The sequence below is a fragment of the Micromonospora trifolii genome, assembly GCF_050516465.1.
Taxonomy (GTDB): domain Bacteria; phylum Actinomycetota; class Actinomycetes; order Mycobacteriales; family Micromonosporaceae; genus Micromonospora; species Micromonospora trifolii.
In genome coordinates, this window is record NZ_CP191526.1 from 3,393,350 (window position 1) to 3,417,448 (window position 24,099).

At 69.3% G+C, this 24,099-nt stretch carries 20 protein-coding genes; 9 read left to right on the forward strand and 11 right to left on the reverse strand.

The genetic code is table 11. The features are described 5' to 3' along the window. The first annotated feature begins 19 nt into the window (after positions 1-19). From ACQRWP_RS15540 to ACQRWP_RS15555, 4 genes are all read left to right on the forward strand, one after another. Positions 20-589, forward strand: a complete 570-nt coding sequence (locus ACQRWP_RS15540) for a DM13 domain-containing protein (protein ID WP_430502946.1) — start codon at positions 20-22, stop codon at positions 587-589. Between the two features lie 373 nt (positions 590-962). Continuing rightward, entirely contained in the window at positions 963-2,315 is a 1,353-nt protein-coding gene (locus tag ACQRWP_RS15545) for a ricin-type beta-trefoil lectin domain protein (RefSeq protein WP_430502947.1), read from the forward strand. A gap of 119 nt (positions 2,316-2,434) precedes the next feature. Further along, on the forward strand, positions 2,435-3,721 hold the full coding sequence (locus tag ACQRWP_RS15550; protein ID WP_430503206.1) for a ricin-type beta-trefoil lectin domain protein: 1,287 nt from the start codon (positions 2,435-2,437) through the stop codon (positions 3,719-3,721). Positions 3,722-4,028: 307 nt separating this feature from the next. Continuing rightward, complete coding sequence (locus ACQRWP_RS15555; protein ID WP_430502948.1) at positions 4,029-4,742, forward strand: GAF and ANTAR domain-containing protein; 714 nt, start codon at positions 4,029-4,031, stop codon at positions 4,740-4,742. A gap of 360 nt (positions 4,743-5,102) precedes the next feature. Here ACQRWP_RS15555 and ACQRWP_RS15560 read toward each other — a convergent pair whose 3' ends face one another. From ACQRWP_RS15560 to ACQRWP_RS15570, 3 genes are all read right to left on the reverse strand, one after another. Continuing rightward, a complete protein-coding gene (locus tag ACQRWP_RS15560) occupies positions 5,103-5,486 on the reverse strand; it encodes a VOC family protein (protein WP_430502949.1) in 384 nt (127 codons plus the stop codon). Positions 5,487-5,589: 103 nt separating this feature from the next. Further along, positions 5,590-7,248 carry a thiamine pyrophosphate-binding protein gene (locus ACQRWP_RS15565; RefSeq protein ID WP_430502950.1) on the reverse strand — a complete coding sequence of 553 codons (1,659 nt, stop codon included), beginning with the start codon at positions 7,246-7,248 and terminating at the stop codon, positions 5,590-5,592. A 12-nt stretch (positions 7,249-7,260) separates the two neighbouring features. Further along, complete coding sequence (locus ACQRWP_RS15570) at positions 7,261-8,022, reverse strand: cyclase family protein (RefSeq protein ID WP_430502951.1); 762 nt, start codon at positions 8,020-8,022, stop codon at positions 7,261-7,263. Positions 8,023-8,202: 180 nt separating this feature from the next. Here ACQRWP_RS15570 and ACQRWP_RS15575 point away from each other — a divergent pair, with 180 nt between their 5' ends. From ACQRWP_RS15575 to ACQRWP_RS15595, 5 genes are all read left to right on the forward strand, one after another. Then, positions 8,203-10,818: a tetratricopeptide repeat protein gene (locus ACQRWP_RS15575; RefSeq protein ID WP_430502952.1), complete on the forward strand. Its 2,616-nt coding sequence runs from the start codon at positions 8,203-8,205 to the stop codon at positions 10,816-10,818. A gap of 271 nt (positions 10,819-11,089) precedes the next feature. Next, positions 11,090-11,542, forward strand: a complete 453-nt coding sequence (locus ACQRWP_RS15580; RefSeq protein ID WP_430502953.1) for a hypothetical protein — start codon at positions 11,090-11,092, stop codon at positions 11,540-11,542. A gap of 81 nt (positions 11,543-11,623) precedes the next feature. Next, on the forward strand, positions 11,624-13,636 hold the full coding sequence (locus ACQRWP_RS15585) for a peptidoglycan recognition protein family protein (protein WP_430502954.1): 2,013 nt from the start codon (positions 11,624-11,626) through the stop codon (positions 13,634-13,636). 468 nt (positions 13,637-14,104) lie between these two features. Next, the gene (locus ACQRWP_RS15590) at positions 14,105-15,118 is read left to right on the forward strand and encodes a serine/threonine-protein kinase (RefSeq protein ID WP_430502955.1); all 1,014 of its coding nucleotides are present in this window, start codon (positions 14,105-14,107) and stop codon (positions 15,116-15,118) included. Between the two features lie 84 nt (positions 15,119-15,202). Next, positions 15,203-16,993, forward strand: coding sequence for a substrate-binding and vWA domain-containing protein (locus tag ACQRWP_RS15595; RefSeq protein WP_430502956.1), 1,791 nt, complete (start codon positions 15,203-15,205; stop codon positions 16,991-16,993). Positions 16,994-17,059: 66 nt separating this feature from the next. On the opposite strand, the gene ACQRWP_RS15600 is transcribed toward ACQRWP_RS15595, so the two are convergent. The 8 genes from ACQRWP_RS15600 to ACQRWP_RS15635 form a co-directional block, all read right to left on the reverse strand. Next, complete coding sequence (locus ACQRWP_RS15600; protein ID WP_430502957.1) at positions 17,060-18,076, reverse strand: ABC transporter permease subunit; 1,017 nt, start codon at positions 18,074-18,076, stop codon at positions 17,060-17,062. Then, positions 18,073-18,954: an ABC transporter ATP-binding protein gene (locus ACQRWP_RS15605; protein ID WP_430502958.1), complete on the reverse strand. Its 882-nt coding sequence runs from the start codon at positions 18,952-18,954 to the stop codon at positions 18,073-18,075. Before ACQRWP_RS15605 ends, ACQRWP_RS15600 begins: the two co-directional genes overlap by 4 nt. After that, positions 18,951-19,340, reverse strand: coding sequence for a GntR family transcriptional regulator (locus tag ACQRWP_RS15610; RefSeq protein WP_430502959.1), 390 nt, complete (start codon positions 19,338-19,340; stop codon positions 18,951-18,953). The genes ACQRWP_RS15605 and ACQRWP_RS15610 overlap by 4 nt, the downstream gene beginning before the upstream one ends. Positions 19,341-19,475: 135 nt before the next feature. Beyond that, positions 19,476-20,300, reverse strand: coding sequence for a 5-deoxy-glucuronate isomerase (iolB, locus tag ACQRWP_RS15615; protein WP_430503207.1), 825 nt, complete (start codon positions 20,298-20,300; stop codon positions 19,476-19,478). 45 nt (positions 20,301-20,345) lie between these two features. Continuing rightward, positions 20,346-21,530, reverse strand: a complete 1,185-nt coding sequence (locus ACQRWP_RS15620; protein ID WP_430502960.1) for a glycoside hydrolase family 88 protein — start codon at positions 21,528-21,530, stop codon at positions 20,346-20,348. Between the two features lie 84 nt (positions 21,531-21,614). Further along, complete coding sequence (locus tag ACQRWP_RS15625) at positions 21,615-22,292, reverse strand: hypothetical protein (protein ID WP_430502961.1); 678 nt, start codon at positions 22,290-22,292, stop codon at positions 21,615-21,617. A 5-nt stretch (positions 22,293-22,297) separates the two neighbouring features. Continuing rightward, the gene (locus ACQRWP_RS15630) at positions 22,298-23,194 is read right to left on the reverse strand and encodes a carbohydrate ABC transporter permease (RefSeq protein ID WP_430502962.1); all 897 of its coding nucleotides are present in this window, start codon (positions 23,192-23,194) and stop codon (positions 22,298-22,300) included. Further along, on the reverse strand, positions 23,194-24,057 hold the full coding sequence (locus tag ACQRWP_RS15635; RefSeq protein WP_430502963.1) for a carbohydrate ABC transporter permease: 864 nt from the start codon (positions 24,055-24,057) through the stop codon (positions 23,194-23,196). The genes ACQRWP_RS15630 and ACQRWP_RS15635 overlap by 1 nt, the downstream gene beginning before the upstream one ends. Positions 24,058-24,099 lie beyond the last annotated feature (42 nt).

Below are 24,099 nucleotides of genomic sequence, written 5' to 3' on the forward strand. Positions count from 1 at the left end.
GCGGCCGTACGCTGCGGGGGTGGGAAAACGGATGTTCCGGTCGTCGGTGGTCCGAGCCGGTCTCGCCTGTGCTGTCGTCGTGGCGATGCTGGCCCTCTACTGGTTCCAGCCGTGGAAACTGTTCACCGACACCTACGTCGACGAAGCGGTTCCCCGCGTAGCGACGACCTCGGCCGCCCCGGTCTCGGCGTCCGCGAGCCCGGCCCCCGCGGCCTCGGCGGTCACGCCCGCGGCGAACGAGATCCTGACCGCCGGCGAGTTCGTCACCCATGAGCACCGGACGACCGGCAGCGCCGAGATCCACCGGCTCGCCGACGGGCGCCACCAGCTCGTCATCCGAGACCTGAACACGTCGAACGGTCCGGACCTGCGGGTGTGGCTGACCGACCAACCGGTCATCCGGGGCACGGCCGGCTGGCGGGTGTTCGACGACGGCGAATGGGTCGAGCTGGCGAAGCTCAAGGGCAACAAGGGCAACCAGGTGTACGAGCTACCGGCGTCGGTGGAGCCAGGCGACTTCCGCAGCGTCTCCATCTGGTGCAAGCGGTTCGCGGTCTCCTTCGGCGCGGCAGATCTCACGAGCGCCTGACCGGCCCACCCAGGTTGCAACCTGCCGGACGCGGCATTGACATCCTTCACTGCGCGATCTAGCGTCGAAACGAATCGATTCGACGCCGAGCCAGGTGTTCCGGCACCGTTGGGCGAACGGTCACGTGGTGTTCGGGTGCACGGTGTGGCCACCATCGATTCGACGACCGACTGGTCCTGCGTGGGCGGCGAGACCAGTGGCGGAAACCTGTGTCGATGAGCCGGCCGGGCGCCGTCGGCACATCGCGTCTTCTGGGGTTCGTCCGCGGCGAACGTGGTCGATGGGGGTGACCGGCGGTGGCGCGTCGTGGCGGCGTGCGGGTTGCCGTGGACCCCTTTTCAACAAGTCCGTGCCGAGTGGCGGGAGCCCCTTCATGACAAGACGTAGACCCATCCTTGGATTGCTTGCGACGGCGGCGGCGGTCGTCGTGACCGTGAGCGCGGCGGCACTGGCGGGTGGCTTGAGCACCACCGCGTCAGCAGCGAACATCGGAGCGGCCGCAGCGACCGCCGGGTGCGGCAAGGCGCCCACGTTGACCAGCGGCCAACGGTCCATCCAGAGCAGCGGCCAGAACCGTAGTTACATCCTGAGAATTCCGGACAACTACGACAGGAACCACGCCTACCGCTTGATCTTCGGATTCCACTGGAACGGCGGCACCGCGAACGACGTCGACGGCGGTGGGTCCGACGGGGCGGCCTGGTCCTACTACGGGCTGCGGCAGCAGGCGAACAACAGCACCATCTTCGTCGCCCCCCAGGGCAACGGCAACGGCTGGGCCAACCCCGGCGGCCAGGACGTCACCTTCGTCGACGACATGATCAGGGTGATCGAGGCAGACCTCTGCGTCGAGACCACGCAACGTTTCGCGCTCGGCTTCAGCTACGGCGGCGGCATGAGCTACTCGCTGGCCTGTTCCCGACCAAGCGTCTTCCGCGCTGTCGCGGTCTACTCCGGCGGGCAACTCAGCGGGTGCGGCGGCGCCACCCAGCCGGTCGCGTACATGGGGATCCATGGCATCGGGGACTCGGTGCTCAACGTCTCCGCCGGACGGTCCCTGCGCGACACGTTCGTGCGGAACAACGGGTGCACCGCACAGAGCCCACCCGAGCCGAGGGCGGGCAGCCTGACCCACATCACCACCACCTACTCCGGCTGCCGGTCCGGCTATCCGGTGGTCTGGGCCGCCTTCGACGGCGGGCACACCCCCGGCCCGGTGGACGGCGGCGGGGACAGCGGAGCCAGGACCTGGACCAAGGGCGAGGTGTGGAGGTTCTTCACCCAGTTCGGTGGCAGCACCGACCCGACGACGCCGCCACCGACCACCCCGCCACCGAGCGGCACGTCGGCCCTGCGCAGCACGTCCTCCGGACGGTGCCTCGACGTCAACGGCGCCTCGCAGACCAACGGCGCGGCCGCGATCATCTGGGACTGCCACGGCCAGAGCAACCAGAGCTGGACCTCGACCGCCGCCCAGGAGCTGCGCGTCTTCGGCGGCAAGTGCCTCGACGTCAACGGCGCCGCCACCGCGAACGGCAGCTCGGTGATCATTTGGGACTGCAACGGCCAGTCCAACCAGAAGTGGCGGCTCAACACCGACGGCTCGATCACCGGAGTTGGTTCGGGCCGGTGCCTGGACATGGTCGGCAACGGCACGGCCAACGGCACGCGCGTCCAGATCTCGGACTGCACCGGCGCGGCCAACCAACGATGGAGCCGCAGCTGAGCCCGCCGAGGTTCCCGGGACGGGTACCGGCCCAACGGATGTTCCACCACCCACAAGGAGGCTCAACCGTGCCACTTCGCAAACTCTCCGCCCCCTGGCTGGGGGCAGCCATGGCGTTCATGGTTCTGATCGCCGTCGGAATGTACGTCCTCACGACCGTCGCACCAGCGGCGGCGGCCACCACTGCCGGCTGCGGCAAGGCGCCCGGACTGAACAGCGGCACCCACACCATCCAGAGCAGCGGAAAGAGCCGCAGCTTCATCCTTCGGCTGCCGGACAACTACAACAACACCTACGCCCACCGGCTGGCCTTCGGGTTCCACTGGTTGGGCGGCACCGCCAGCCAGGTCGCGGGCGGCGGCTCCGACGGAGCCGCGTGGGCCTACTACGGCATGCTCTCGCAGTCGAACAACACTACGATCTTCGTCGCCCCGCAGGGCCTCAACAACGGTTGGGGCAACTCCAACGGTGAAGACGTCACCTTCACCGACGACATGATCCGCATGATCGACAATGCTCTCTGCGTCGACACCACCCAACGTTTCTCGGTCGGGTTCAGCTACGGCGGCGCGATGAGCTACTCGTTGGCGTGTTCCCGGCCGACGGTGTTCCGGGCGGTCGCGGCAATCGCGGCGCCGGGGGCGATCAGCGGATGCAGTGGCGGCACCCAGCCCGTGGCGTACCTGGGGATTCACGGCATCAACGACAACATCCCGAGTGGACGGTCACTGCGTGACAGGTTCGTCCGCAACAACGGATGCGCCGCACAGAGCCCGCCCGAGCCGAGGGCTGGCAGCCTGACCCACATCACCACCGCGTACTCCTGCCAGCCCGGATACCCGGTGCTCTGGGCCGCGTTCGACGGCGGCCACCAGCAGGGCCCGGTGGACGGGTGCGCCGGCTGTGAGAGCGGCGCGCGCAGCTGGGTCAAGCAGGAGGTGTGGCGGTTCTTCACCCAGTTCGGGTCGGACGTGCCGCCCACCACTCCCCCGCCGACGACTCCACCGCCCGGCCAGCAGAACGTGCTGATCGCGGGTAGCCAGTCCGGCCGGTGCATCGACATTCCCAACTCCAGCACCGCCAACGGCGCCCGCCCGCAGCTGTGGGACTGTCACGGTGGCACCAACCAGCGCTGGACCTACACCGCCAACCGCACCCTGACCGTCTACGGCAACAAGTGCCTGGACGCCAGCGGCGCGGGCACCAGCAACGGCACCGCGGTCCTCACCTGGGACTGCAACGGTCAAGCCAACCAACAGTGGAACCTCAACTCCAACGGCACCATCACCAGCGCCCAATCGGGGCTGTGCCTCGACGCCGTCGCATCCGGCACGGCCAATGGGACGCAACTTCACCTCTGGGCGTGCCACGGCGGCGCCAACCAGCAGTGGAGCAGGCGCAACTAGTACCGCACCAGGCAACACCCGCCATGTCGGCGGCGCGCCGCTCGGGTCCTGTCCCGGGCGGCGCGTGGCCGTCAGGCCCCAGGCGCTCGTCGTCGCCGCCTGACAACCCGGGTATTCTGGCGGGCCTGTAGTTCACATCCGCGTACCGGATGTGACGAATCGGCGTCGAGCAACCGACGTTGGTCCCGGCTCCGCCCGGTTGGGGGTCCGTGCAGCGGTCCGCGTCACGCGGGCTGCCACCCGCGCGCCCACACCATCTCGATCTTCCATGTCCCGACGGGCGCGCCGGCCGTGAGGACCTGGTGCCATGACCCACTCGCCGACGGACCCCGCCGACGCCTTCGCCGAGCTCGGCCGGATCAAGCTCGGTGAGAACAGCCTCGACGACGTTCTGCTGCGCGTCGCGGAACTGGCCAAACGAGTGCTGCCCGTGCCGGTCGAGGTGTCGGTCACGCTGGTTCGCGGCGGGACCGGCCACACCGCGGCGTTCACTGACGAGCTGGCGCTCGACATGGACGAGCGACAGTACGCCCAGGGAAGCGGTCCGTGTCTGGCCGCCGCCACCGCCGGCGACATCCTTCCGGTGCCCGACCTCGCGGCGGAGGATCGCTGGCCCGACTGGGCCGAACGCGGCCGCAAGGCGGGACTCGGCAGTTCCGTCTCGGTCGGCATGCCGATCCAGGAGGCGGTCGTCGGCGCGCTCAACGTCTATGCCCGCACCCCGCACGCGTTCGACGACGACACGGTCGCCGTGCTGGAAACCTTCGCCGCGTACGCCGCTGTCGCCCTGGCCAACGCCCAACTCTACGAGAGCACCGCGAACCTCGCCCGCCAGATGCAGGATGCGATGGCCAGCCGCGCGGTCATCGAGCAGGCGAAGGGCATCATCATGGCTGAGCGCCGGTGCACCTCGAACGAAGCGTTCAACATCCTGGCCAAGGTGTCGCAGGACTCCAACCGCAAGCTCCGCGACGTGGCTCAGACCCTGGCGGACCGGGCAGCCGGAAAACCTCAGCGCTGACCAGAGCCGGGCGAGCGCGTCATCTCGTCCCCCTTGGGGGTTTTGCCTCGCCCCCTACCGCTCCCCCGAGGTGCTTCCACACACCCCTGCCCGCTACTCCTCCGGGACGCGCGGCCCAACCTCGCCCCGCCTCAGGTGCTCCGCGTTGCGGTCGGCCTCGCTGTCGGCGTTCGCGGCCCCGGAGCCGGGATCCGTCGTTCGGCGCCCCTCGGCGTCCTGATACACCGCGCCGGTCTCGAGGGCTCTCTCCTGCTGACTCTGCTCAGGCGTAGTCATAAGATTCCCACTACCCTGCGGCTCCACCAGCAAACGGTCTCGCCGGTGCTGCCCGGTCGGCCGGCCGCAGCAGTGGCGATGGCATCACGCGACGCAGAACTCGTTGCCCTCGGGGTCGAGCATGACGACGTGCCCGAGGACATCGCCGTACCACTCCTCGCGGACCACTGTCGCGCCGGCGGCAACCAGATCGGGCACTTTCTGCCGGATCAACCGGGCGCGCTCGGTCATGTCCCCGGAGGCCGGCCCGGCCACCCGGATATCGATGTGCATACGGTTCTTGGCGGACTTGCCCTCGGGGACCTTGAGGAAGCTGATGGCAGGGCCCTGGCCGTCCGGGTCGACGATGGACGCGTTGTCGGGCTCGTCGAAGCCGGGTTCCTTGACATAGCCGAGGGCCAACGCCCAGAAAGCAGCGATCCGCTGGGGATCGTCGGCATCACATCCCAGGGTCCAAAGAGTCGCCACCGCGCCAACGTACGTCAGCTATGACGCCCTGTCACCGACCTGATCGGGGCGTTGCCCGGCTGACACCCCGGGAGCGCGGGGAGACTGACCTGCCCGCGGTGGCCTAGTGGCCACGGAACGCCTCCTCCAGCCACCAGGAGCCGCGCGCGGCGCTGACCTTGGCGTCGATCACCAGCGGCCGGGTACGCGGACCAGCGAGCCAGTGGCGTACCGGTCCGAGATCGTCGACGGTCCGGACGGTCAACCCGTCGCAACCGTAACCACGGGCGATCGCGGCCAGGTCGGTCTCGGGGAAGGTGACCGTCTCCAACGGGTGCCCGTCCGGGCCGAAGTGGTGCACCTCCGCTCCGTACGCCGCGTCGTCGTAGATCACCACGAGCAGCGGTAGCGCCAGCCGGACGGCGGTGACCAGTTCGCTCGCGGACATGACGAAGCCACCGTCGCCGACCGCGGCGACGGTGAGCCGGTCCGGCCGGGCGACCGCCGCGCCGAGCGCACTGGCCAGACCGAGCCCGACCGACTGGAACGCCTGGGTGAAACAGAATCCGGCCACGTCCGGCACGTCGAGCCACATCGCCGGGTAGCCCATGAAGTTGCCCGAGTCGACCACCACCGTCCGGTCGGGCGGCAGCAGGTCGTCCAGGGCGGCCGAGAGCGTCCTCGGGTCGATCGTCGCGGGGGCGCCGGCCCGCGCCGCCGCACTCTCGTCCCGGTACGGGACTGTCCGCCACCGGCCGTGGTCGCGGATCCGTTGTGCCAGCTCCGGCGTGCGCCACCCGCCGGTCCCGGCGTCCCCGGGCCCGGTGGAGCCGACGCCCAGCCGAGCGAGCAGCGCCTCGGCGACCGCCGTCACCTCGCCGGTCACGGTCAGGTCGACTGGGCGGTTCACTCCGAACGCGGCCGGGTCGTGGTCGACCTGGACGACGACGGCGGAGGGCGGGATCAGTTCGCCGTGCCGGGTGGTCCACATGTTCAGCGTGCTGCCCCAGGCGACGACCAGGTCCGCCGCGCCGATCAGCTCGGCGGCGAGCGGGGTGGCGAAGCCGCCGGCCACGTCGAGGTTCCACGGGTTCCCGGCGAACAGCCCCTTCGCCGCGGCCGAGACGGCGAGCAGCGCGCCGCACGCGTCGGCGAGCCGGGTCAGCGGTTCCCGGGCCGCCCGGGCACCCCGACCGGCGATGAAGACCGGTCGACGTGCGGCCTGGAGCGCGGCCAGCAACAGCTCGACGTTCGGGACGCCGGCCGGGGTCGGCGCGGCCGCCGGGACCGGGCCGGACCACGGTTCGGTCACGGCTTCCTGCACCGTCAAGGGGAGGCCCAGCACCACCGTCGCACCCCGGGCGGCGGCCCGGTACGCCGCGCCCGCGTCCTCGGCCGCGTGCGTCGCGCGTACCCGGTGGAAGTCGGCCCCGACCGCGGCGGCGAGCGCCGGCAGGTCGATGAAGAAGTTCGACCGCGGCGCGGTCGCCTCCGGGGCCAGGACCACCATCGGGGTACGGCTCTTCGCGGCCTCGGTGAGGCCGGTAAGCGCGTTGGTGACGCCCGGACCCTGGTGCACCGAGAGCAGTCCCACGGTCCCGGCGGTGCGGGCGTACCCGTCGGCCATGCTCGCCGCGCCGCCCTCGTGGGCCGCCGCCACGAACCGGGCACCGGCCGCGACGAGCGCGTTCGTGACATGGAAGTTGCCACTGCCGACCACCCCGAAGACGTGCCGTGCGCCGTGTCCGTAGAGGGACCGCCCGACCACCTCGGCTACCCGCATCGGTGGCCCGGCCTACCGTTCGACAAGCGCGAGGACCCGACACGGGCTGCCGGACCCGGAGACGATCGGCAGCGGTCCGGCGATCACCACCGCGCCGGTGGCCGGCAACTGCGCCAGGTTACGGAGCTGAGTCAGGCCGTACTTGTCCTGGCCGAGGAGGAACGAGTGGCACGGGAACGGCGGATCGAACGAGTGCGCGGCGCCCGCGTCGGTCCCGACCGTCTCCACCCCGACGCCCTGGATCGGCGACTCCTCGGCCAGCCAGCGGGCGCACTCCACGGAGATGCCCGGGGTACGTCCGGCGTTGGCGTACCGTTCCGGGTCGTCGCCGTACGCGTCCCAGCCGGTGCGGTAGAGCAGCCAGCCGCCGGTGGGCAGGGCGCCGTGTTCCGCCTCCCACGCCTTGACGTGCTCGACCTCCAGCAGGAAGTCAGGGTTGGCGGCGGCGTCGGCGGCGTGGTCGATCACCACCGCCGGGGCGATCAACTGGCTCACCGGGACCTGCGACACGTCGGCGCCCTGTTGACCAGTGACCCAGTGCACCGGGGCGTCGAAGTGGGTGCCGGTGTGCTCGCCGGTGGAGAAGTTGTTCCAGTACCAGGCCGGACCACGGTCGTCGTACCGGCTGATCTCGCTGAGCTGAAACGGCCAGGTCTGGCCGAACTGCTCGGGCAGACCCAGGATCGGGGTCTGGTCCGAGAGCGGAGCGGTGAGGTCGACAACCTGGATCCGGCCGCTGGAAAGAGCGGCGACAAACTCCTGCAGCACCGTCATGCGGCGACGGTACACCCCCGTATCCGCTCCATGATGGACTCACGAACTGCGTGTGTCAGCGGCGTTGCACACCCCGCGGTTCGCGGCCGGCCAGACGGGTTCGGGCGGGCCGAACATCGAACCGTAGCGACACGCGTTGGTAAGGTTCGGTCTGTGTCGACACCGCAACCTCCTGGTGCGGTGCGGACCGCAGCTGAGTTCGTCGCCCGGCTGCGCGCACTGAAGTCGGCGTCCGGGCTCTCGTACCGGACGCTGGAGCGGAAGGCCCGGCGTGCCGGCGATCAGTTGCCGGCCAGCACCGTCGCGAGCGCGCTCAACCGACTCTCGCTGCCGTCCGAGGAAATCGTGGCCGCCCTGGTGCGGGCGTGCGGTAGCGACCCGGCGGTAGTGCAGGAATGGATCGACGCACGCCGTGCGCTGGTCCTGTGCGATCAACCGGCGGCGGTAGGGGTCGTACCCGGACCGGCTCCGGACCCGTCGGGTGCACCGCCGCCCTCTGGCGCCACAGCGCCGGGTTCCGAGGAACACGTCAGGCACCGCCTGGACGGGTCAGCCGGACGGCAGAGCGCCCCATTCCTGCTACCACCGGTGGTGTCGCCGTTCGTAGGGCGGGACGACGAGGTGGCCGAGGCCCGCCGGCTGCTCGACCCGGATGCCACGGCCCCGGTGACCCTGCTGGTCACCGGACCGGCTGGGGTCGGCAAGACGGCACTCGCGGTACGTCTCGGGCACCTGCTCGCCCCCCGGTTTCCGGATGGCCAGCTCTACATCGATCTACAGGGCTTCGGTGACGATCCGGCCGATCCCTTCACGGTCCTGGAAGCTTTCCTACGTGCGCTCGGCGTACGCAGCAGCGCGATGCCCCCTGACCTGACCAGCAGGATCCACCTCTACCGCACTCTGCTGGCGCAGCGCGAGATGCTCATCATCCTGGACAACGCGTTGACGACACGGCAGGTCAGCAATCTGCTGCCGAGCGGCAGACGGTGCGCCGCCATTGTCACCAGCCGGAGCACGCTGGCGGATCTGAGCAGCCGGCGCCTACCGCTGAACATCCTGGACTCCACGGCGGGGCTCGCGTTGCTACGGGAAATGTTGGGGCCGGGCCGTACCACCGCCGAGTCCGAGGCGGCCCGGTTCATCGTGGAGACCTGCGGCGGCCTGCCCCTCGCGGTGTGGGTGGCCGGAGCCCGCCTCGCCTCCCGACCGCACTGGCCGCTGGCCAAGGTCGCCCGAGCGCTCGCCGACGAGCAGCGCAGACTCGACGAGTTGGCCGTCGGCGACGTTGCCGTACGGGCCAGCCTCGAACTGACCTACCGAGGAATGTCCGCACCGGCACAGCAGTCCCTGCAACTGCTCAGTCTGCTGCCCGGACCGGACTTCGCCGGATGGGCGCTGGCCGCGCTGCTGGACACCAGCCTGCCCCACGCGGAGGCCATTCTCGATGACCTGGTCGAGGTACATCTGGCCGAGGTCGGTCCCATCGGCGCCACCGGTATCCGCTACCGGCTGCACGACCTGGTGCGGCTGCTCGGTCGGGAGAGGGCGGAACGGGAGATCTCCCGGGAGATCCGGGCGGCGGCGCTCGGCCGGCTTGTCGGTGTCAGCGTGTACCTCGCCGACCTTGCCGCGAACATCCTCAGCGCCGACTTCCACGGCATCACGCAGACAGAACTGATGTCCTGGCGGCTGCCAGCCTCGGACGCCGATCAGCTTCTCGTCGACCCAGTGGTCTGGTTCAACGACGAACGCAGGTTCCTCATCGCTGTGGTTCAGCAGGCGCTGGACGCCACCGAGGTCGCGCCCGCCGCCGGGCTGGCCACTTCGTTGACGACGTTCTTCCAGGTCGGCACCCATTTCGGCGATTGGGAACGACTCCAGGGCCGGGCACTCAAAGCCGCCCTGCACTCGGGTGATCGTCGCAGCGCCGCCAAGCTTCACCGCTGCCTGGGCGAACTCACCACCATCCTCGACCGCTACCCGGAGGCTCTGTACCACTTCGAGCAGGCCCTCCTGCTCGCCGACGGCCTGGGCCCCGCCTACCGGGCCAGCGCGACGGCCGGGCTGGCGTACGTCCACCGGCTGCTCGGCCAGTACGCGACGGCGGTGCGGCACTTCGAGCAAGCCGCCGCCCTCGCCCGCGCGACAGGCAACATCAACTGCCTCGTCTACGCGACGAACGGCATCGGCGTCATCGACCTCGAGCAGGGCCGGGTCGAGGCCGCCAGAGAGCGGTTCGAGGAATGCCTACGGTTGAGCCGATCCGCCAACTACCGCCCCGGCGAAGCGCAAGCCTTGCGGGCCCTGGGCCAGGCTCACCGATCGCTCCGTGACTATCCGGTCGCCGCCACCTGTTTCCGGCAGGCCGTATCGATCAGCGAAGACCTCGGGGACAGGCTCACCGCCACACACGCGACCTGTTGGCTCGGAGACCTTCTGGTACGACAGGGTGAGCACGCGGAAGGACGCCGCTTACTCGCGCGAAGCCTCTGGACCTACCGTGAGTTCGGCAACCTGTGGGGTGAGGCCGCTGTGCTGAACGCGCTCGCGGGCGCACAACTCGCGGCCGGCCGGCCTACCCTGGCCCGACGCCGAGCCGAGTCCGCCGTCAAGCTGTGGCGGCAGGTCGGCTCCCCGACCTGGCTGGCTACCGGCCTCGACACCCTGGCCGAAGCACACCGCATGGCGGGAGACATCGTGCTTGCCAACCGAATTCGGGACGAGGCAACGGCTACGCGGGCGATCCCCGACGGCACCGGCCCCGTCCCAGGTCCACCCACCATCGCGAGTTGGTGAACTTTCCCGCCAGCGGACCAGGTAGCCGCGACGCCGGCCGCGCAGGTAGCTGCGGCACGGCCAGCGCGTACGAACGTGTACGAACGGCGGACGCCTGTCGCCCGTACAAGTTCGTACAGGTCCGTACACCCAGCGACCGCTGACGATGCCTCCCGTCGTGCTCGAATCATTCCCGTCGACCTAACGGCACTCAGGACGACGTTCGAATGGATCGATCGGGTGCCGACACATTACGGGAGGAACAACAATGGGCCGAAAGCTACGAAGTGTTGTGGCCACGTTGCTCACCACAGCCGTCGCCGTTGTCGCCACCGCAACTCCGGCCGCCGCCGCCGATGGGAAGCAGCTCGCCACCGACGAGATCGGCCCCGGCCCGCTCGTCGACTGGGCCTGCACGAACAGCAGCGCCAACGCCTATGCGTGCTTCGCCCCGCACGGGGAGTGGTTCCGTATCGAGGACACCTGGGAGGACGGTTATCCCGTCGTCATCGACTGGCGGTTCTTCGACGACGAGGTGAGCCCTTACGGGGCGATCGTACGCGAGGGAAGAATCTGGCACACCGCCGGCTACTACGGCGGCCACCGCTACATGAACAAATCGTTCCCGGAGAGCCAGCCGGGCGTCACCCTCAAGACCGTGTTGTTCCGCGCCTGCTCGGGTAACTACCCGAGCAACAGCATCTCTTCTGCGAGCTGCTCCGAATGGGTCAGCGTAGGCACCTGATCTGCACCTGAAGGTGGCCCGTGTTGCAATGACATGGGCCACCACGCTTTCCGCTCAGGTTCCACTCTAAGGGGCCCAATTATGGCTGATGGTCGTTCCGGGGAGCGCGACGAGATGGCGCTACCCGCTCCCACCGATCACGAATCGTCGACGGCCTCTCCGACGTCGATCGTGCCGATAAGTCGCCGTACCGCACTCATCGGCGGCACCGCCGCCGCGGTCTCTCCCCTTTTGCCAATGTCACCGGCGAGCGCACGGTCGACCCCACCGACACGTGGAGCCGCCACAACGGCGGCCGCCGACATCCAGATAGTCTCTCGCGCCCAGTGGGGAGCGAAGCCACCGGAGCCGGATCAGACGTTCACCTGGATGCCTTGGCGGGGAGGTGTCGCCATCCATTACAAGGGCAACACCGACCGGTGGGACCCAGCCGCCAATCACAACGACTGCTTCGGGCAGATGCGCGAGGTACAGGACACGGGCATGGAGGGCGAGGGGACCGATATCCGGTACAACTTCGTCGTCTGCCAACATGGCGTGATTTTCGAAGGTCGCGGTACGGGGATCCGCTCGGGGGCCAACGACACAGAAACCGAGGGGGCGAACCAGGACTACTACGCCATCATGGCCCTCATCGGCTCGACGGCGTTGCCCTGGGGCTCCGACGACCAGCCGAGCGCCGCGATGCTGGCCTCCATCCGAAATCTCATCGGCCACCTGCGGCTGGTCGGCAAGGCGGGACCACGAATCAGGGGACACCGGGATCTGGCCACGACCGAATGCCCCGGAGCAGCGCTCTACCCGTACGTGACGAACGGCTCGCTGGAGCCGCCGCCGATCCCTCCGAGCCCACCGGCGCCGCTGAACACCATCCTGCGCTCTCAATGGGGGGCGCGGCCTCCCGCCGCGGTCACGCGGGTCCCCATCACGACACGTACGGGATTCACGGTTCACTATTCGGCGGGAACGAGCGGGACGACGCCGCGGCAGATTCAGAACTACCACATGGACAGCAACGGCTGGTCGGACATCGGGTACAACTTTCTGGTCGATGTGGCCGGCCGGGTCTACGAGGGCCGCGGTTGGGAGGTCGAGGGCGCTCACGCGAGTGGGCACAACGTCACGCACCTCGGAGTGTGCTTCATCGGCTCCGACGGTGACGTCACACCGGCCGTGCTCCGCTCGATCCGATCTATCTACGATCGCGCCAACGCGCTGAGCGGCAAGACCCTCGCCAAAACCTGGCATGGTGGACTCTCGGGCAACTCGACCGCATGCCCCGGCTCCCAACTCCGGACCTGGGTTCAGGGCGGCATGGTTTCGGACAACGTTCCCGGGATGACCGACCCCCCGCCGAGCAGCGGTGGCATGGGCGGCGGCATGACGTCCGTACGCACGGTTGCTGCCCAGCAGAAGGCGGTCAACGACGCGGGCTACTCGCCGGCCCTGGTCGTGGACGGGTTCTGGGGGCCCAAGACAGCCGCTGGTGTCCGCTGGCTACAGGGTCGGCTCGGCGTCACGGCCGACGGACTGTGGGGCCCGAATACGGAGGTCGCTTACCAGGCCCAGATCAACGGCAGCGCTCCCGGCGGCGGTATGTCGTCCGTGCGGTCCACGGCCTCCCAACAGCGAGCTGTCAACAACATGGGCTATTCGCCGGCCCTGGTGGTCGATGGCTTCTGGGGTCCGAGCACGGACACCGGTGTCCGCTGGCTACAGGGCCGACTCGGTGTCACCGCTGACGGCCTCTGGGGTCCCGGCACCGAGGCCGCCTACCAGGCCTACTACGACGAGGGTGCACTCCTGGCCGTCGACGGGGATTTCGGACCGGGAACCATTCGGGCCACCCAGCGCGCCCTCGGCACCACTGTCGACGGACAGTGGGGGCCTGCCTCGATCCGCGCCCTGCAAAGCCATCTGAACAACTGGAGCAATGCCGGACTCGCCGTGGACGGTGGGATGGGACCGGGCACGATCAAGGCCCTGCAGCGACACCTCAACACCATGATCGCTGCGGGACTGGCAGTCGATGGGTTCTGGGGTTACGCGACCATCGCCGCACTCCAGAAAGCCTTGAACCGCGCACGGTTCTGACGACGCACATCCTGGTTCGATCATCAAGATCGACGATACGTCGAGCAGCAGGCGGGTGCCGATTGAGCGGAAAACTCAACCGACACCCGCCGACTCGATTTCGGCAAGGATCCCGCGGGTCGTCGAACGTCCTCGGTCGCTGGCAGCCGACATGGCACGATGGCCGTGTCCTGCGCCGCCGGTGGCCGGGCACGACGCTGATGGAGTCGGGATGTCAGAGCTGGCCGGCCCGCCGGTGCCAGGGTTGGCGAAACTGTGGACGCACGACCCGGTCACCGCCGGCCCGTATCGGCTGGTCGGACGGCTGGGTGCGGGTGGGCAGGGGGTCGTCTATCTCGGTGAGGACGACGCCGGTGACCGGGTCGCGGTCAAGATGGTCAACGTCGATCTGAGTGATCCACGGGCGCGGTCGCAGTTTGTGAAGGAGATCGCCGCCGCCCGCCGGGTCGCCCGTTCTGCACCGCGCAGGTGCTCTTCGCCGAGGTGGACGGCGAGCGGCCCTACGTGGTCAGCGAGTTCATCGAGGGTCTGACCCTGCACCGGCATGTCCGCGAGCGCGGTCCGGTGACCGGCAACGCCCTGCACCGGCTCGCGGTCGGCACCGTCACGGCGCTCGCCGCGATCCACAGTGCCGGGGTGGTGCACTGCGATCTGAAGCCGGACAACGTGGTGCTGGGCGAGGACGGTCCCCGGGTGATCGACTTCGGCATCGCCCGGGCGTTGGGCAACACCGAGACCGCGTCCAGCCGGGTCATGGGAACCACCGCGTACATGGCGCCGGAGCGGTTCCGCAACGATCCGATCGGCCCGCCCTGCGACGTCTTCGCCTGGGCGGCCACGATCGCCTTCGCCGCCGGTGGTCGGCCGCCCTTCGGCAACGATTCGCTCTTCGCCGTGATGCACCGGGTGCTGAACGATGCCCCCGACCTGCCGGCGATGCCTCCCGTACTGGACGAGTTGATCCGGGAGTGCCTGGCCAAGGATCCGGCGGACCGGCCGGCTGCCGAGCGCGTGCTGGTTCGCCTGCTCCGGCAGGACGGCAGGGTCACCGAGCCGCTACGTCGGGAGAGCCTGCTGGAGGTCGGCAACGAGACCGCGGGCGCGCCGACGCCGAACCACCCGCTGCCCCAGGTCACGCCGATGACACCGCAGCCATCCCTGACGCAGCCGCAGCCGCAGCCGCCGGCCCGGCCGACGGTGCCAACCCAGGCCCAACCGATCCAGCCGGCACACCTGCCGGTAGCGGAGCCTGGCGTCGGTGCTGGCGGTGACGGCGCGTTGCGGCGGCTGCGTCGTGAGGCCCTTGACGCCTGGGGCATCTCGACCGCGCTCTTCCTCGGTTCGGTTGGCGCCGCCGCCGGCTACGTCGCGTCGAGCGCGGTCGGCCCGGCCGCCGCGGTCGGGGCGGTCGCCTTCGTCGTGGTCTACCTGGTTCGGCTGCTGGTCGCGGCGGCGATCGGGGGACGGTCCGATCGCGGGTGACAGGTGCGCCGGGGTCGGAGTCGCCGACTGGCGCCGCATCGATAGGTTGACTGCCACCAGCAGCCCGCCGAGGAGGACGTCCCGATGGCCTCACCCGCTACGCGTACGCGGCAGTGGTTGCCGTACACCGCCGCCGTCACCGCCGGGCTGGTGGTCATCGCCGGGGCGTTCGTGTTCGTCCGGCAGCGCGAAGTGGGCAGCGAGGGGCCGCGCACCGACTGTGCCACCATCCTCCAGGTCAACTCCTCGACCGAGAAGGCGGCGCTGCTGGTCGACCTGGCCGAGCGTTACAACCGCAGCGACCGGTCGATCGAGGCCGGCGGCTGTGCCCAGGTACACGTCAGCGCGTTGAACTCGGGCAAGGCCACCGAGGCGCTGGCTACCGGCTGGACCCACACCGGTCTGCCGCAGCCACAGGTCTGGCTGCCGACGTCGAGCCTGTGGACCGGCCAGCTCCGGCTGCTCGACGAAGCCGCCGGGCGGGAGTTGCAGACTCCGGACCGCTACCCGTCGATCGCCAACAGCCCCCTGGTGATCGCGATGCCGCAGCCCAAGGCCGAGCTGGTACGCAAGCAAGGACCGCTGGGCTGGGGAGAGATCCTGGGCCTGTCCGGACGGGACGGGTGGGCGCACTTCGGCAAGCCGGAGTGGGGCCGCTTCACCTTCGGCAAGGACAACCCGAACCTGTCCACCTCCGGGCTGGCGGCGACCATCGCCACCTACTACGCGGCGGCGCAACGGGCCAGCGACCTGACCCAGTCCGACCTGGCCGACCCGGAGGTCACCCAGTTCGTCCGCCGGATCGAGGCCAACGTGTCGCACTACAGCGACGACTCGGTGGATCTGCTGCGCAGCCTCGCCGAGGCGGACCTGGCCGGCGGGGCGGGCAGCACGGACGACATGAGCGCCATCGTCCTGCAGGAGGAGCTGGTGGACCTCTACAACACGGGTGCGCTCAGCCCTCGGCAGGAAGGACAGGAGCGGGGCCGCCGGCCGAACGTCCCGCTGGTCGCCGTCCACCCCAAGGAGGGCACGTTCAACCTGGACCACCCGTTCGTGGTGCTGCCCTCCGCCGATGAGCGGCAGCGCGCGGCAGCGGCGGACTTCCAGAAGTTCCTGACCGAGGACGACCAGCAGGAGAGCTTCGCCCGCCTCGGTTTCCGGGACCACGAGCGCCGCGCCTCGACGGAGCTGCTCGCCAGCGTCGGCGCCGAGCCGACCGGCGGGCTGAACTACTTCCAGCCACCGGACCCGCAGGTCGTCGGCGCGATGCTGGACGGCTGGCGCACGCTCCGCAAGAAGGCCAACATCCTGATCGCCCTGGACACCTCGGGGTCGATGCTGGCGAAGGTCGGCACCCGTACCCGTTTCCAGGTGGCCTCGGCGGCGGCGGGCAAGGGACTCGCCCTGCTCAACACCGAAGACCGGGTGGGTCTCTGGTCGTTCTCCTCCGAGACGCAGCAGCGGCCGAAGAGCCCCTACCGGGAGGAGGTCCCTCTCGGCGGGTTCGACCAGAAGCGGATCAACAGCAAGATCGCCGGCCTGCAGGTCGAGGGCGACACCGCGCTCTACGCGACGGTCCGGGCCGTACATCGAGAGCTACTCGACCGGTACGACCCGCAGCGGATCAACGCGATCGTGGTGCTGACCGACGGTAAGAACGAGTACAGCAAGGACAACGACCTGGCCCGGTTGCTCGCCGAGGTCACCCTGGACCCGCAGCGTCCGGTGAAGGTGTTCTGCATCGCCTTCGACCGGGAGTCGGACTTCGCCACCCTGGACCGGATCGCCAAGGCGTCGTCGGGCAAGGCTTTCGACGCCACCGATCCCGCCAAGATCGACGAGGCGTTCGTGAAGCTTGTCAGCAGCTTCTGACACTCCCCGCTGGGATAACCAGGCCGGTGGGGGCGGGCGCTCCGCCTGCCCCCACCGGCTGTGCCGTCAGACCAGTCGGCGGCGGACCCACCAGAGGGAGAACAGGGACAGCACGACGGTCAACGCGATCAGCACGCCGAACTCCCGCCATTGCAGGCCCCAGAACTTCGAGCCGGGCACGTAGGTCACCTTCAGGCTGAGGTTCTGCTGGCCCAGCCACCTCTGGCACGCCTCGCGCCCACCGGACGCCATCGGTCCGCACTTGGTCATGTCGGCCGGACCGGTGAACTCCGCTCCGGTTGAGGTGATCGTGGTGCTCGACACGACCCAGTCACCCCTGCGGTCGGGCTCGACATGAACCGTCATCCGCCCGGTGTCGGGGCTCATCGAGATCCCGAAATCACCGTCGAAGCGCAGAGGGCTGACCGTGGTGACCGGCTGGGCCAGCCAGGGACGCACCACGAACGGCGCGGCGATCTGGAGACTGACCACCACCAGCAGGGTCACCGCCATAGCGCCCAGGGTCCGCCGCAGCAGCAGCCCGGTGGCGACACCCACAACGAAGGCCAGCGTCGCGTAGCCAACCGGGACGACCCCCCGTGCTGCGAACACCAGCGGGTTCATCCGGTCCGCCGAGGCCCCGTCGATCGGCTGCGCCCACTCGGTCAACACCAGGCTGAGCAGGCCGGCGCCGAGCGCGGCGGCAGCGCCGCCGATCGCCAGTTTGACCAGCAGCCAGCGGCCGCGGCTGACGGACTGGCTGAAGACCATGCGGTACGTGCCGGACTCCAACTCCCGGGCCACCAGCGGCGCGCCCCAGAAGATGCCCACCAGGGCAGGCAGCAGGTAGAGGGCCCCGATGGCGGCGATGTGGAACTCACTCGCCCATCCCGGTTGCAGCGCCTGGAGGAACGCCTCGCCGGCGGCACGACAGGCGTCGCCCTGGCAGCCGGTGTATCCGGTCTGCGTGGCAAGCTCGGTGACCTCCGACCAGGTCAGCGCCAGACCGCCCAGGAGCGCCAGCAACAGGGTGCCGGTGGCCAGGGCCGGGGTGCGGAACTGCCGCCAGGTCATCCAGATCATCGCTGTCCCTCCAGAACCCGACCCGTACTGTCGCCGGTAGCACCGCTCATGTACGCCAGCACGATGTCCTCCAGGTCCAGCCGGTCGACCTGCCAGGACGGGTCGACGATCGGCGCGGTGCTGCGCACCACCAGGGTCGACTGCACCTCGGTGTGACTCTGCTCGACCAGGGCTCGGCCGGCGCCCAGGTCGGCGGTGTCGCGCCGCCGCCCGACCAGGCGGTGGTGGGTGGCGAGCAGGTCGTCCACGTCGCCGGCCACCCGCACCCGGGAGGCGACCAGCACGATCAGGTGGTCGCAGACCCGTTCCAGGTCGGCGACCAGGTGCGAGGACATCACGATGCTCATGCCCTGCTCTGCGGCCAGTTCCATCAGCCCCTGCAGGAAGTTGCGCCGGGCGAGCGGGTCGAGTGCCGCCACCGGCTCGTCGAGCAGTAGCAGATTTGGACGCTTCGCCGCGGCGACGGTCAGTGCCAGTTGGGCGCGCTGGCCGCCGGAGAGCTTGCCCGCCTTCTGCGCCGGGTCCAAGCCGACCTGCGCGATGCGCCGCTCGGCGAGCGCACTGTCCCAGGACGGGTTGAGGTGCGCCCCCATCCGCAGGTGGTCGGCGACGGTCAGGCCGGCATAGACCGGGGTGTCCTGTGCGACGAACCCGACCCGCGGCGACCCGCTGACCGGCCGCGCGCCGAGCACCTCGATCCGCCCCGCGGTCGGATCGAGCAGCCCACAGGCCAGTTGCAGCAGCGTGGACTTACCGGCGCCGTTCGGCCCGACCAGGCCCACGACGTGGCCGGCCGGAATGTCCAGAGTGCAGTCCTTCAGTGCGGAGCGCCGCCCGTACCGCTTGGTCAGACCGTCCGTGATCAGGGCGCTAGTCATCCTCGGGCCTCCGAAAACGCTCGAAAGCTGCTGAGGAAGAGCGCCTCGATGCTCTCGTCGTCCAGGCCCGCCTCCTGTGCCTCGGTCAGCCAGCGGGCCAGGCCCTGCCGCAGCGGCTCGTGCTTGCTCAGCGAGTCGCCGACCAGCGTGCGGGTGACAAACGTGCCCAGCCCGGGTCGGGCGGTGACCAGGCCCTCGTACTCCAGCTCGCGGTACGCCTTGGACACCGTGTTCGGGTTGATCGCGACCCGGGCCACCACCTCCTTGACGGTGGGCAGCTTGTCGCCCTCGTTCAGGACTCCGAGCCGGAGCGCGTGCCGTACCTGTCGGATGAGCTGCATGTACGGCGCGACCCCGGACCGTGCGTCCAGGTGAAACTCGATCACCTCGCCACCCCATTCCACTAGTTGCCTAGCACAATAGGGCCATGGGTGGTCTGTTCGCTACCGAATCACGTCACCTCCCACCACGGGATCTCGGACGACTACCCGTCGACGTTGCGATGGGTCCCACCGACGTCACTACAGGCCCAGACCCCGCAGGGTCGGTACGGTCTGGCCCACCCAGGCGAGGTCGGCGTCCTCGCGAGCACCCTGGGTGCGCTGTGCGCCGGCCAGGAACCACAGGAAATAGGTGGTGTAGCCGGGTGCGCTGACCACTGTGTGGTACCCCTCGGGCATCATCTGCATCACATGGTCACGGATGGTGACGTTCTCCTCGTACCCGTCGTCGGTGTAGACCCGGCTGATGCCGAACCCGTTCGCCGGGTTGACGCGGTAGTAGTACATCTCCTCGTGTGCGGCCTCGGCGGGCAGGTCGTCGACCTTGTGCCGGTGTGGCGGGTAGGTGCTCCAGTTGCCCGAGGGCGTGTAGGTCTCGCCGACGATGAGCCGGCGGGCGGGCAGGTCCGGCTGGGAGATTTCGGTGAGGATCTGGTGGTAGGTACGGCCAAAGTTGGCCGCTCCCCAGCGGCCGCTCACGACCTGCTCCGGTGCGATGACATAGGGGTCCGCGGCCAGTTCGCTGGGTGCGCTGGGTAGGGCTATCTCCACGGCGGTGAGCGCCTCGACGGTCACCGAGGAGCCGGCCGGGATGTAGACGGAGTGCGGCTTGCCGGAGAAGACGTCCGGACGCTGGCCGACCTGCGGGAAGTGGCGGCCGGCGACGGTGAAGCTGGCCGCGCCACCGAGGATGACGGCCAGGATCTCCCGGTCACCCGACTCGCCGGTCCAGGACTCGCCGGCCGACAGCCGCAGCAGGGTGAAGTCCAGCAGCCGGCAGGGATTGAAGGGCAGCGTGTTCCGGCCGTCGACGGCGGGAATGGAGCAGTGGTAGCGGTAGTCCATGGTCACCTTTCGGAATGCGGGGCGGGGCAGGTCGGTGCGCGGTGGTCACCAGGGGCTGGTCCAGCCGGGGATGGTGGCGCGAGTGAGGGCTTCCAGGTAGAAGTAGTCGCCCCACAGGGTTCCCTCGTCGACACCGACGCTCTTGGGTTTGTCGTAGACGCCGTGCAGGATCAGCGCGTTCGAGACCGGATGGCCGTCAGTGGAGTAGCGGCCGATGAGCGAGCGCAGGATCTCGGCGGCGGCTGTCCGGTACCGGTCGGCACTGGCCGTGTCGGTGAGGCCGTCTGCCAGTTCGACCAGGCCGCAGGCAGCGATGGCCGCGGCCGAGCTGTCCCGCTCCTGGCCGCTGCCGTCGCCGAACTCCAGATCCCAGTACGCCACGTGGTCGTCGGGCAGGTGGGCGAGGAAGCGGTCGGCGCAGGTCCTCGCGGCGGCGAGCAGCGCCGGGTCGCCGATGTGCCGGTGGTTGAGGCTGAACCCGTAGATGCCCCAGGCCTGCCCGCGCGCCCAGCAGGAGTGGTCGGAGTGGCCCTGTTCGGTTTCGCCGCGTAGCGGCGCACCGCTGTCCGTGTCCCAGTAGAAGGTGTGGAAGGTGGTGCCGTCCGGCCGCAGGATGTGCTGGCGTAGCTGAGCGGTGTGCCGGCGGGCCGCGGCGGCGTAGCGGTCATCCCCGGTGGTCTGGCTGGCCCAGAAGAGCAGCGGCGTGTTCATGAGGCTGTCGATGATCGTGCGCCCGCGTTGGCGGGGGTCGTTCAGGTCGCCCCAGGCCTGGATGATCCCGGCGGGTTCGAGGACGCGCGTCATCAGGTGGTCGGCAGCGGCGAGAGCCGCGTCTCGGGCCCGTGGGTCGCCGGTACGGCGGGCCGGGGTGACGCAGGCGAGGGTGTAGAGGAACCCGAGATCGTGGGTGTCCAGGTCGATGCCGTCGGTCATCCGTGCCGCGAAGCTGTCAACGTGCGACATCGCGGCCCGCAGGTGGCGCTCGTCGCCGGTCAGGTCGTGCGCCAGCCAGAGCATGCCCGGCCAGAAGCTGGTGGTCCAGCCGACGTTGGCGCCCTCGGGCTGGCCAGCACTGGGTGGCCGGAGCGGGTAGCGGTTGGCGTCGGTGGTGTCCGCGGGGTACCGGTCGCCGAAGGTGGCGATGTTCGCGTCGACGGTACGTATCGCGGCGGCCACCGCGGCCGCCGTGGCTTCTGCGTCGGAGTTGGGACGGACGTCGGTCGCCGTCATGGATGCTGTTCTCCCTCGTGTGTCCGGTCCGGTGCCGGGCAGGTGTGTCATCGGCGTCCCGGCTCGGTGGCCGGGACGTGGTGTTCAGGTGCTCTGGGGTGCGGTCGCCGGCGGGTCGAGGGCGGCGCGCATGGTGAAGCGGCTGTTGGCCCACACGACGTAGAGCAGCGGCGCGGCGGCGAGGCCGAGCGCGATCGCGGGGCGGGCCGCCAGGATCTGGGCGAGCAGCACGAGCACGAGCAGGGACGCGGCGGTGAGGTACCACCGGCGTACCGCCAGATACACGCAGGCACGAGCCACCTCGCGCAGTGGCGCGGTGGGTCGGTCGGCGATAGTCACCAGTCCCAGCAGCGTGGTAGCGACGGTGAGGACGATCAGGGTCGCCAACACCGGCAGGGCGAGTGCACCGACCCGGTGGCCCCACGCGGCGCGGGCGTCGACGGCGAGCACGACCAGGGCAGCCATGGCCGCCGCCGTCCAGAGCATCGCCGGCCGGGCGGTGGCTCGCCAGGCGCGGCCGTAGGTGCGCAGCACGCCGCCGGAGTCGCCGACGGAGTAGGCGGACATGACAGCGAAGACCGCGCAGAGCCCTGGCGCGCAGAGCGGGGCGGTCAGCGCGTACAGCGGCCAGGAGCGCGCCGCATCGGTGGTGAACGCGAGCGTCACCAGTGGCAGGCAACCGAGCACCAGCAGCAGGTTGCTGACGAGTGCGACGTAGACCCCGTCGAAGATGGCGGTGATGGTGTTGTGGCGCGAACGCATGGTCCTCAACCCTTCAGCCCGGTCGTGGCGATGCCTTCGATGAAGTAGCGCTGGCCGAGCAGGAAGATGATCGCGACGGGCAGCACGGACAGCACGGAGCCCGTCATGATCAGCGCGTACTCGGCGTTGTACTGGGAGATGAAGGTGTTCAGCCCGAGCTGGATGGTGCGCAGCTCCGGACTACGCAGGTAGATCAGTGGGCCGAGGTAGTCGTTCCAGGTGGTCACGAACGTCAGCAGGGCCAGGCTGGCCAGCGCAGGTCGGGACAGCGGCAGCATGATCCGTCGGTAGATGCCGAACTCGCTGAGCCCGTCCACCCGCGCGGACTCGCTCAGCTCCTCGGGGATCGTCTCGTAGAACTGCTTCATCAGGAACACGCCGAACGCGCCGAACGCCTGTATCGCGACGATCGACCACAGCGTGTTCGACAACTGCAACTTCGACATGAGGATGAACTGCGGGATCATGTACGACTGCCAGGGCACCGCGATGGTCCCGACGTACGCCAGGAAGAGCGCATTGCGGCCGGGAAAGCGGACCCGGGCGAAGCCGTAGGCGGCGAAACTGCCGGTCACCACCTGCAGGAGGGTGACGACCACCGACAGCAGCAGCGTGTTTCCCAACCACGTCGTCATGTCCGAGCGCTGCCAGATGTCGAGGTAGTTTCGCCACACCACGGGATCGGGGAGCCAGTTGATCGGAATGGTGAAGACGTCGCTGTTGGTCTTCAACGACGCCACCACCATCCAGTAGAACGGCAGCAGCAGCCCGGCCGCCGCAAGCACGAGGGCGGTGTACCCGACGAGCCGCCAGCCCCGGGACCGGACCGGTCGGCCGGGCGCGCTGTGGTTGTCGGGCGCGGCGACGGCCGGGGTGGGCAGGGAGAGGTCGGTCGCGGTCATCAGCTGTTCCTCCGCTTGTTGACCATGAACTGGAGGACCGTGATGCTGAAGCAGATGGCGAACAGGACGACGGAGACCGCCGAGGCGTAGCCGAACTGGTTCTCCTCGAAGCCCTTCTGGTAGATGTACTGCGAGAGCACCAGGGTCGACTGGCCAGGTCCGCCGCCGGTCATCACGAGGATGAGGTCGAAGACCTTGAAACTTTCGATGGTGAGCAGCACTGTGACGAAGAAGGTGGTGTGTCGTAGCCCGGGGAGGGTCACGTGCACGAACCGCTGCCACGGTGTGGCGCCGTCGGTCTCGGCCGCCTCGTAGAGCTGGGCCGGGATGGTCTGCAGGCCGGCCAGGAACAGCAGCATGTAGTAGCCCATGTACCGCCAGGTGCCGACGATGATGACCGCAGGCATCGACCAGGTCGACGACGTGGTCCAGCCCGGCGCATTGTCCACCCCGACGGCACCGAGGAGAGCGTTGATCGGGCCGTACTCGGGGCTGAACAGCTGGTTCCAGACGATCGCGATCGCCACGATCGAGGTGATGTACGGGAAGAAGGCGACGGTGCGGAAGAACCGCACGCCGCGCAGTTTGCGGTTCAGCAGCAGCGCCAGCCCGAGTGACGCCGCGAGGGTCAGCGGGATGTGGAAGACGGTGTAGTAGACGGTGTTGCGCAGTGCGGTCCAGAAGCTCGCGTCGCCCCACATTCGCCGGAAGTTGGCGGTGCCGGTCCACTCGGCGACCCCGAAGACGTTCCAGTTGGTGAAGGCCACGTAGAACAGCACGACGACGGGTAGCAGGGTGAGCACGGCGAAGCCGACGAAGTTGGGCAGGATGAACGACCAGCCGGCGACCGTGTTGCGCGACACCAGCCGCCGGTTCCTGGGTCTCGTGCGCGGCAATGTTGCCAT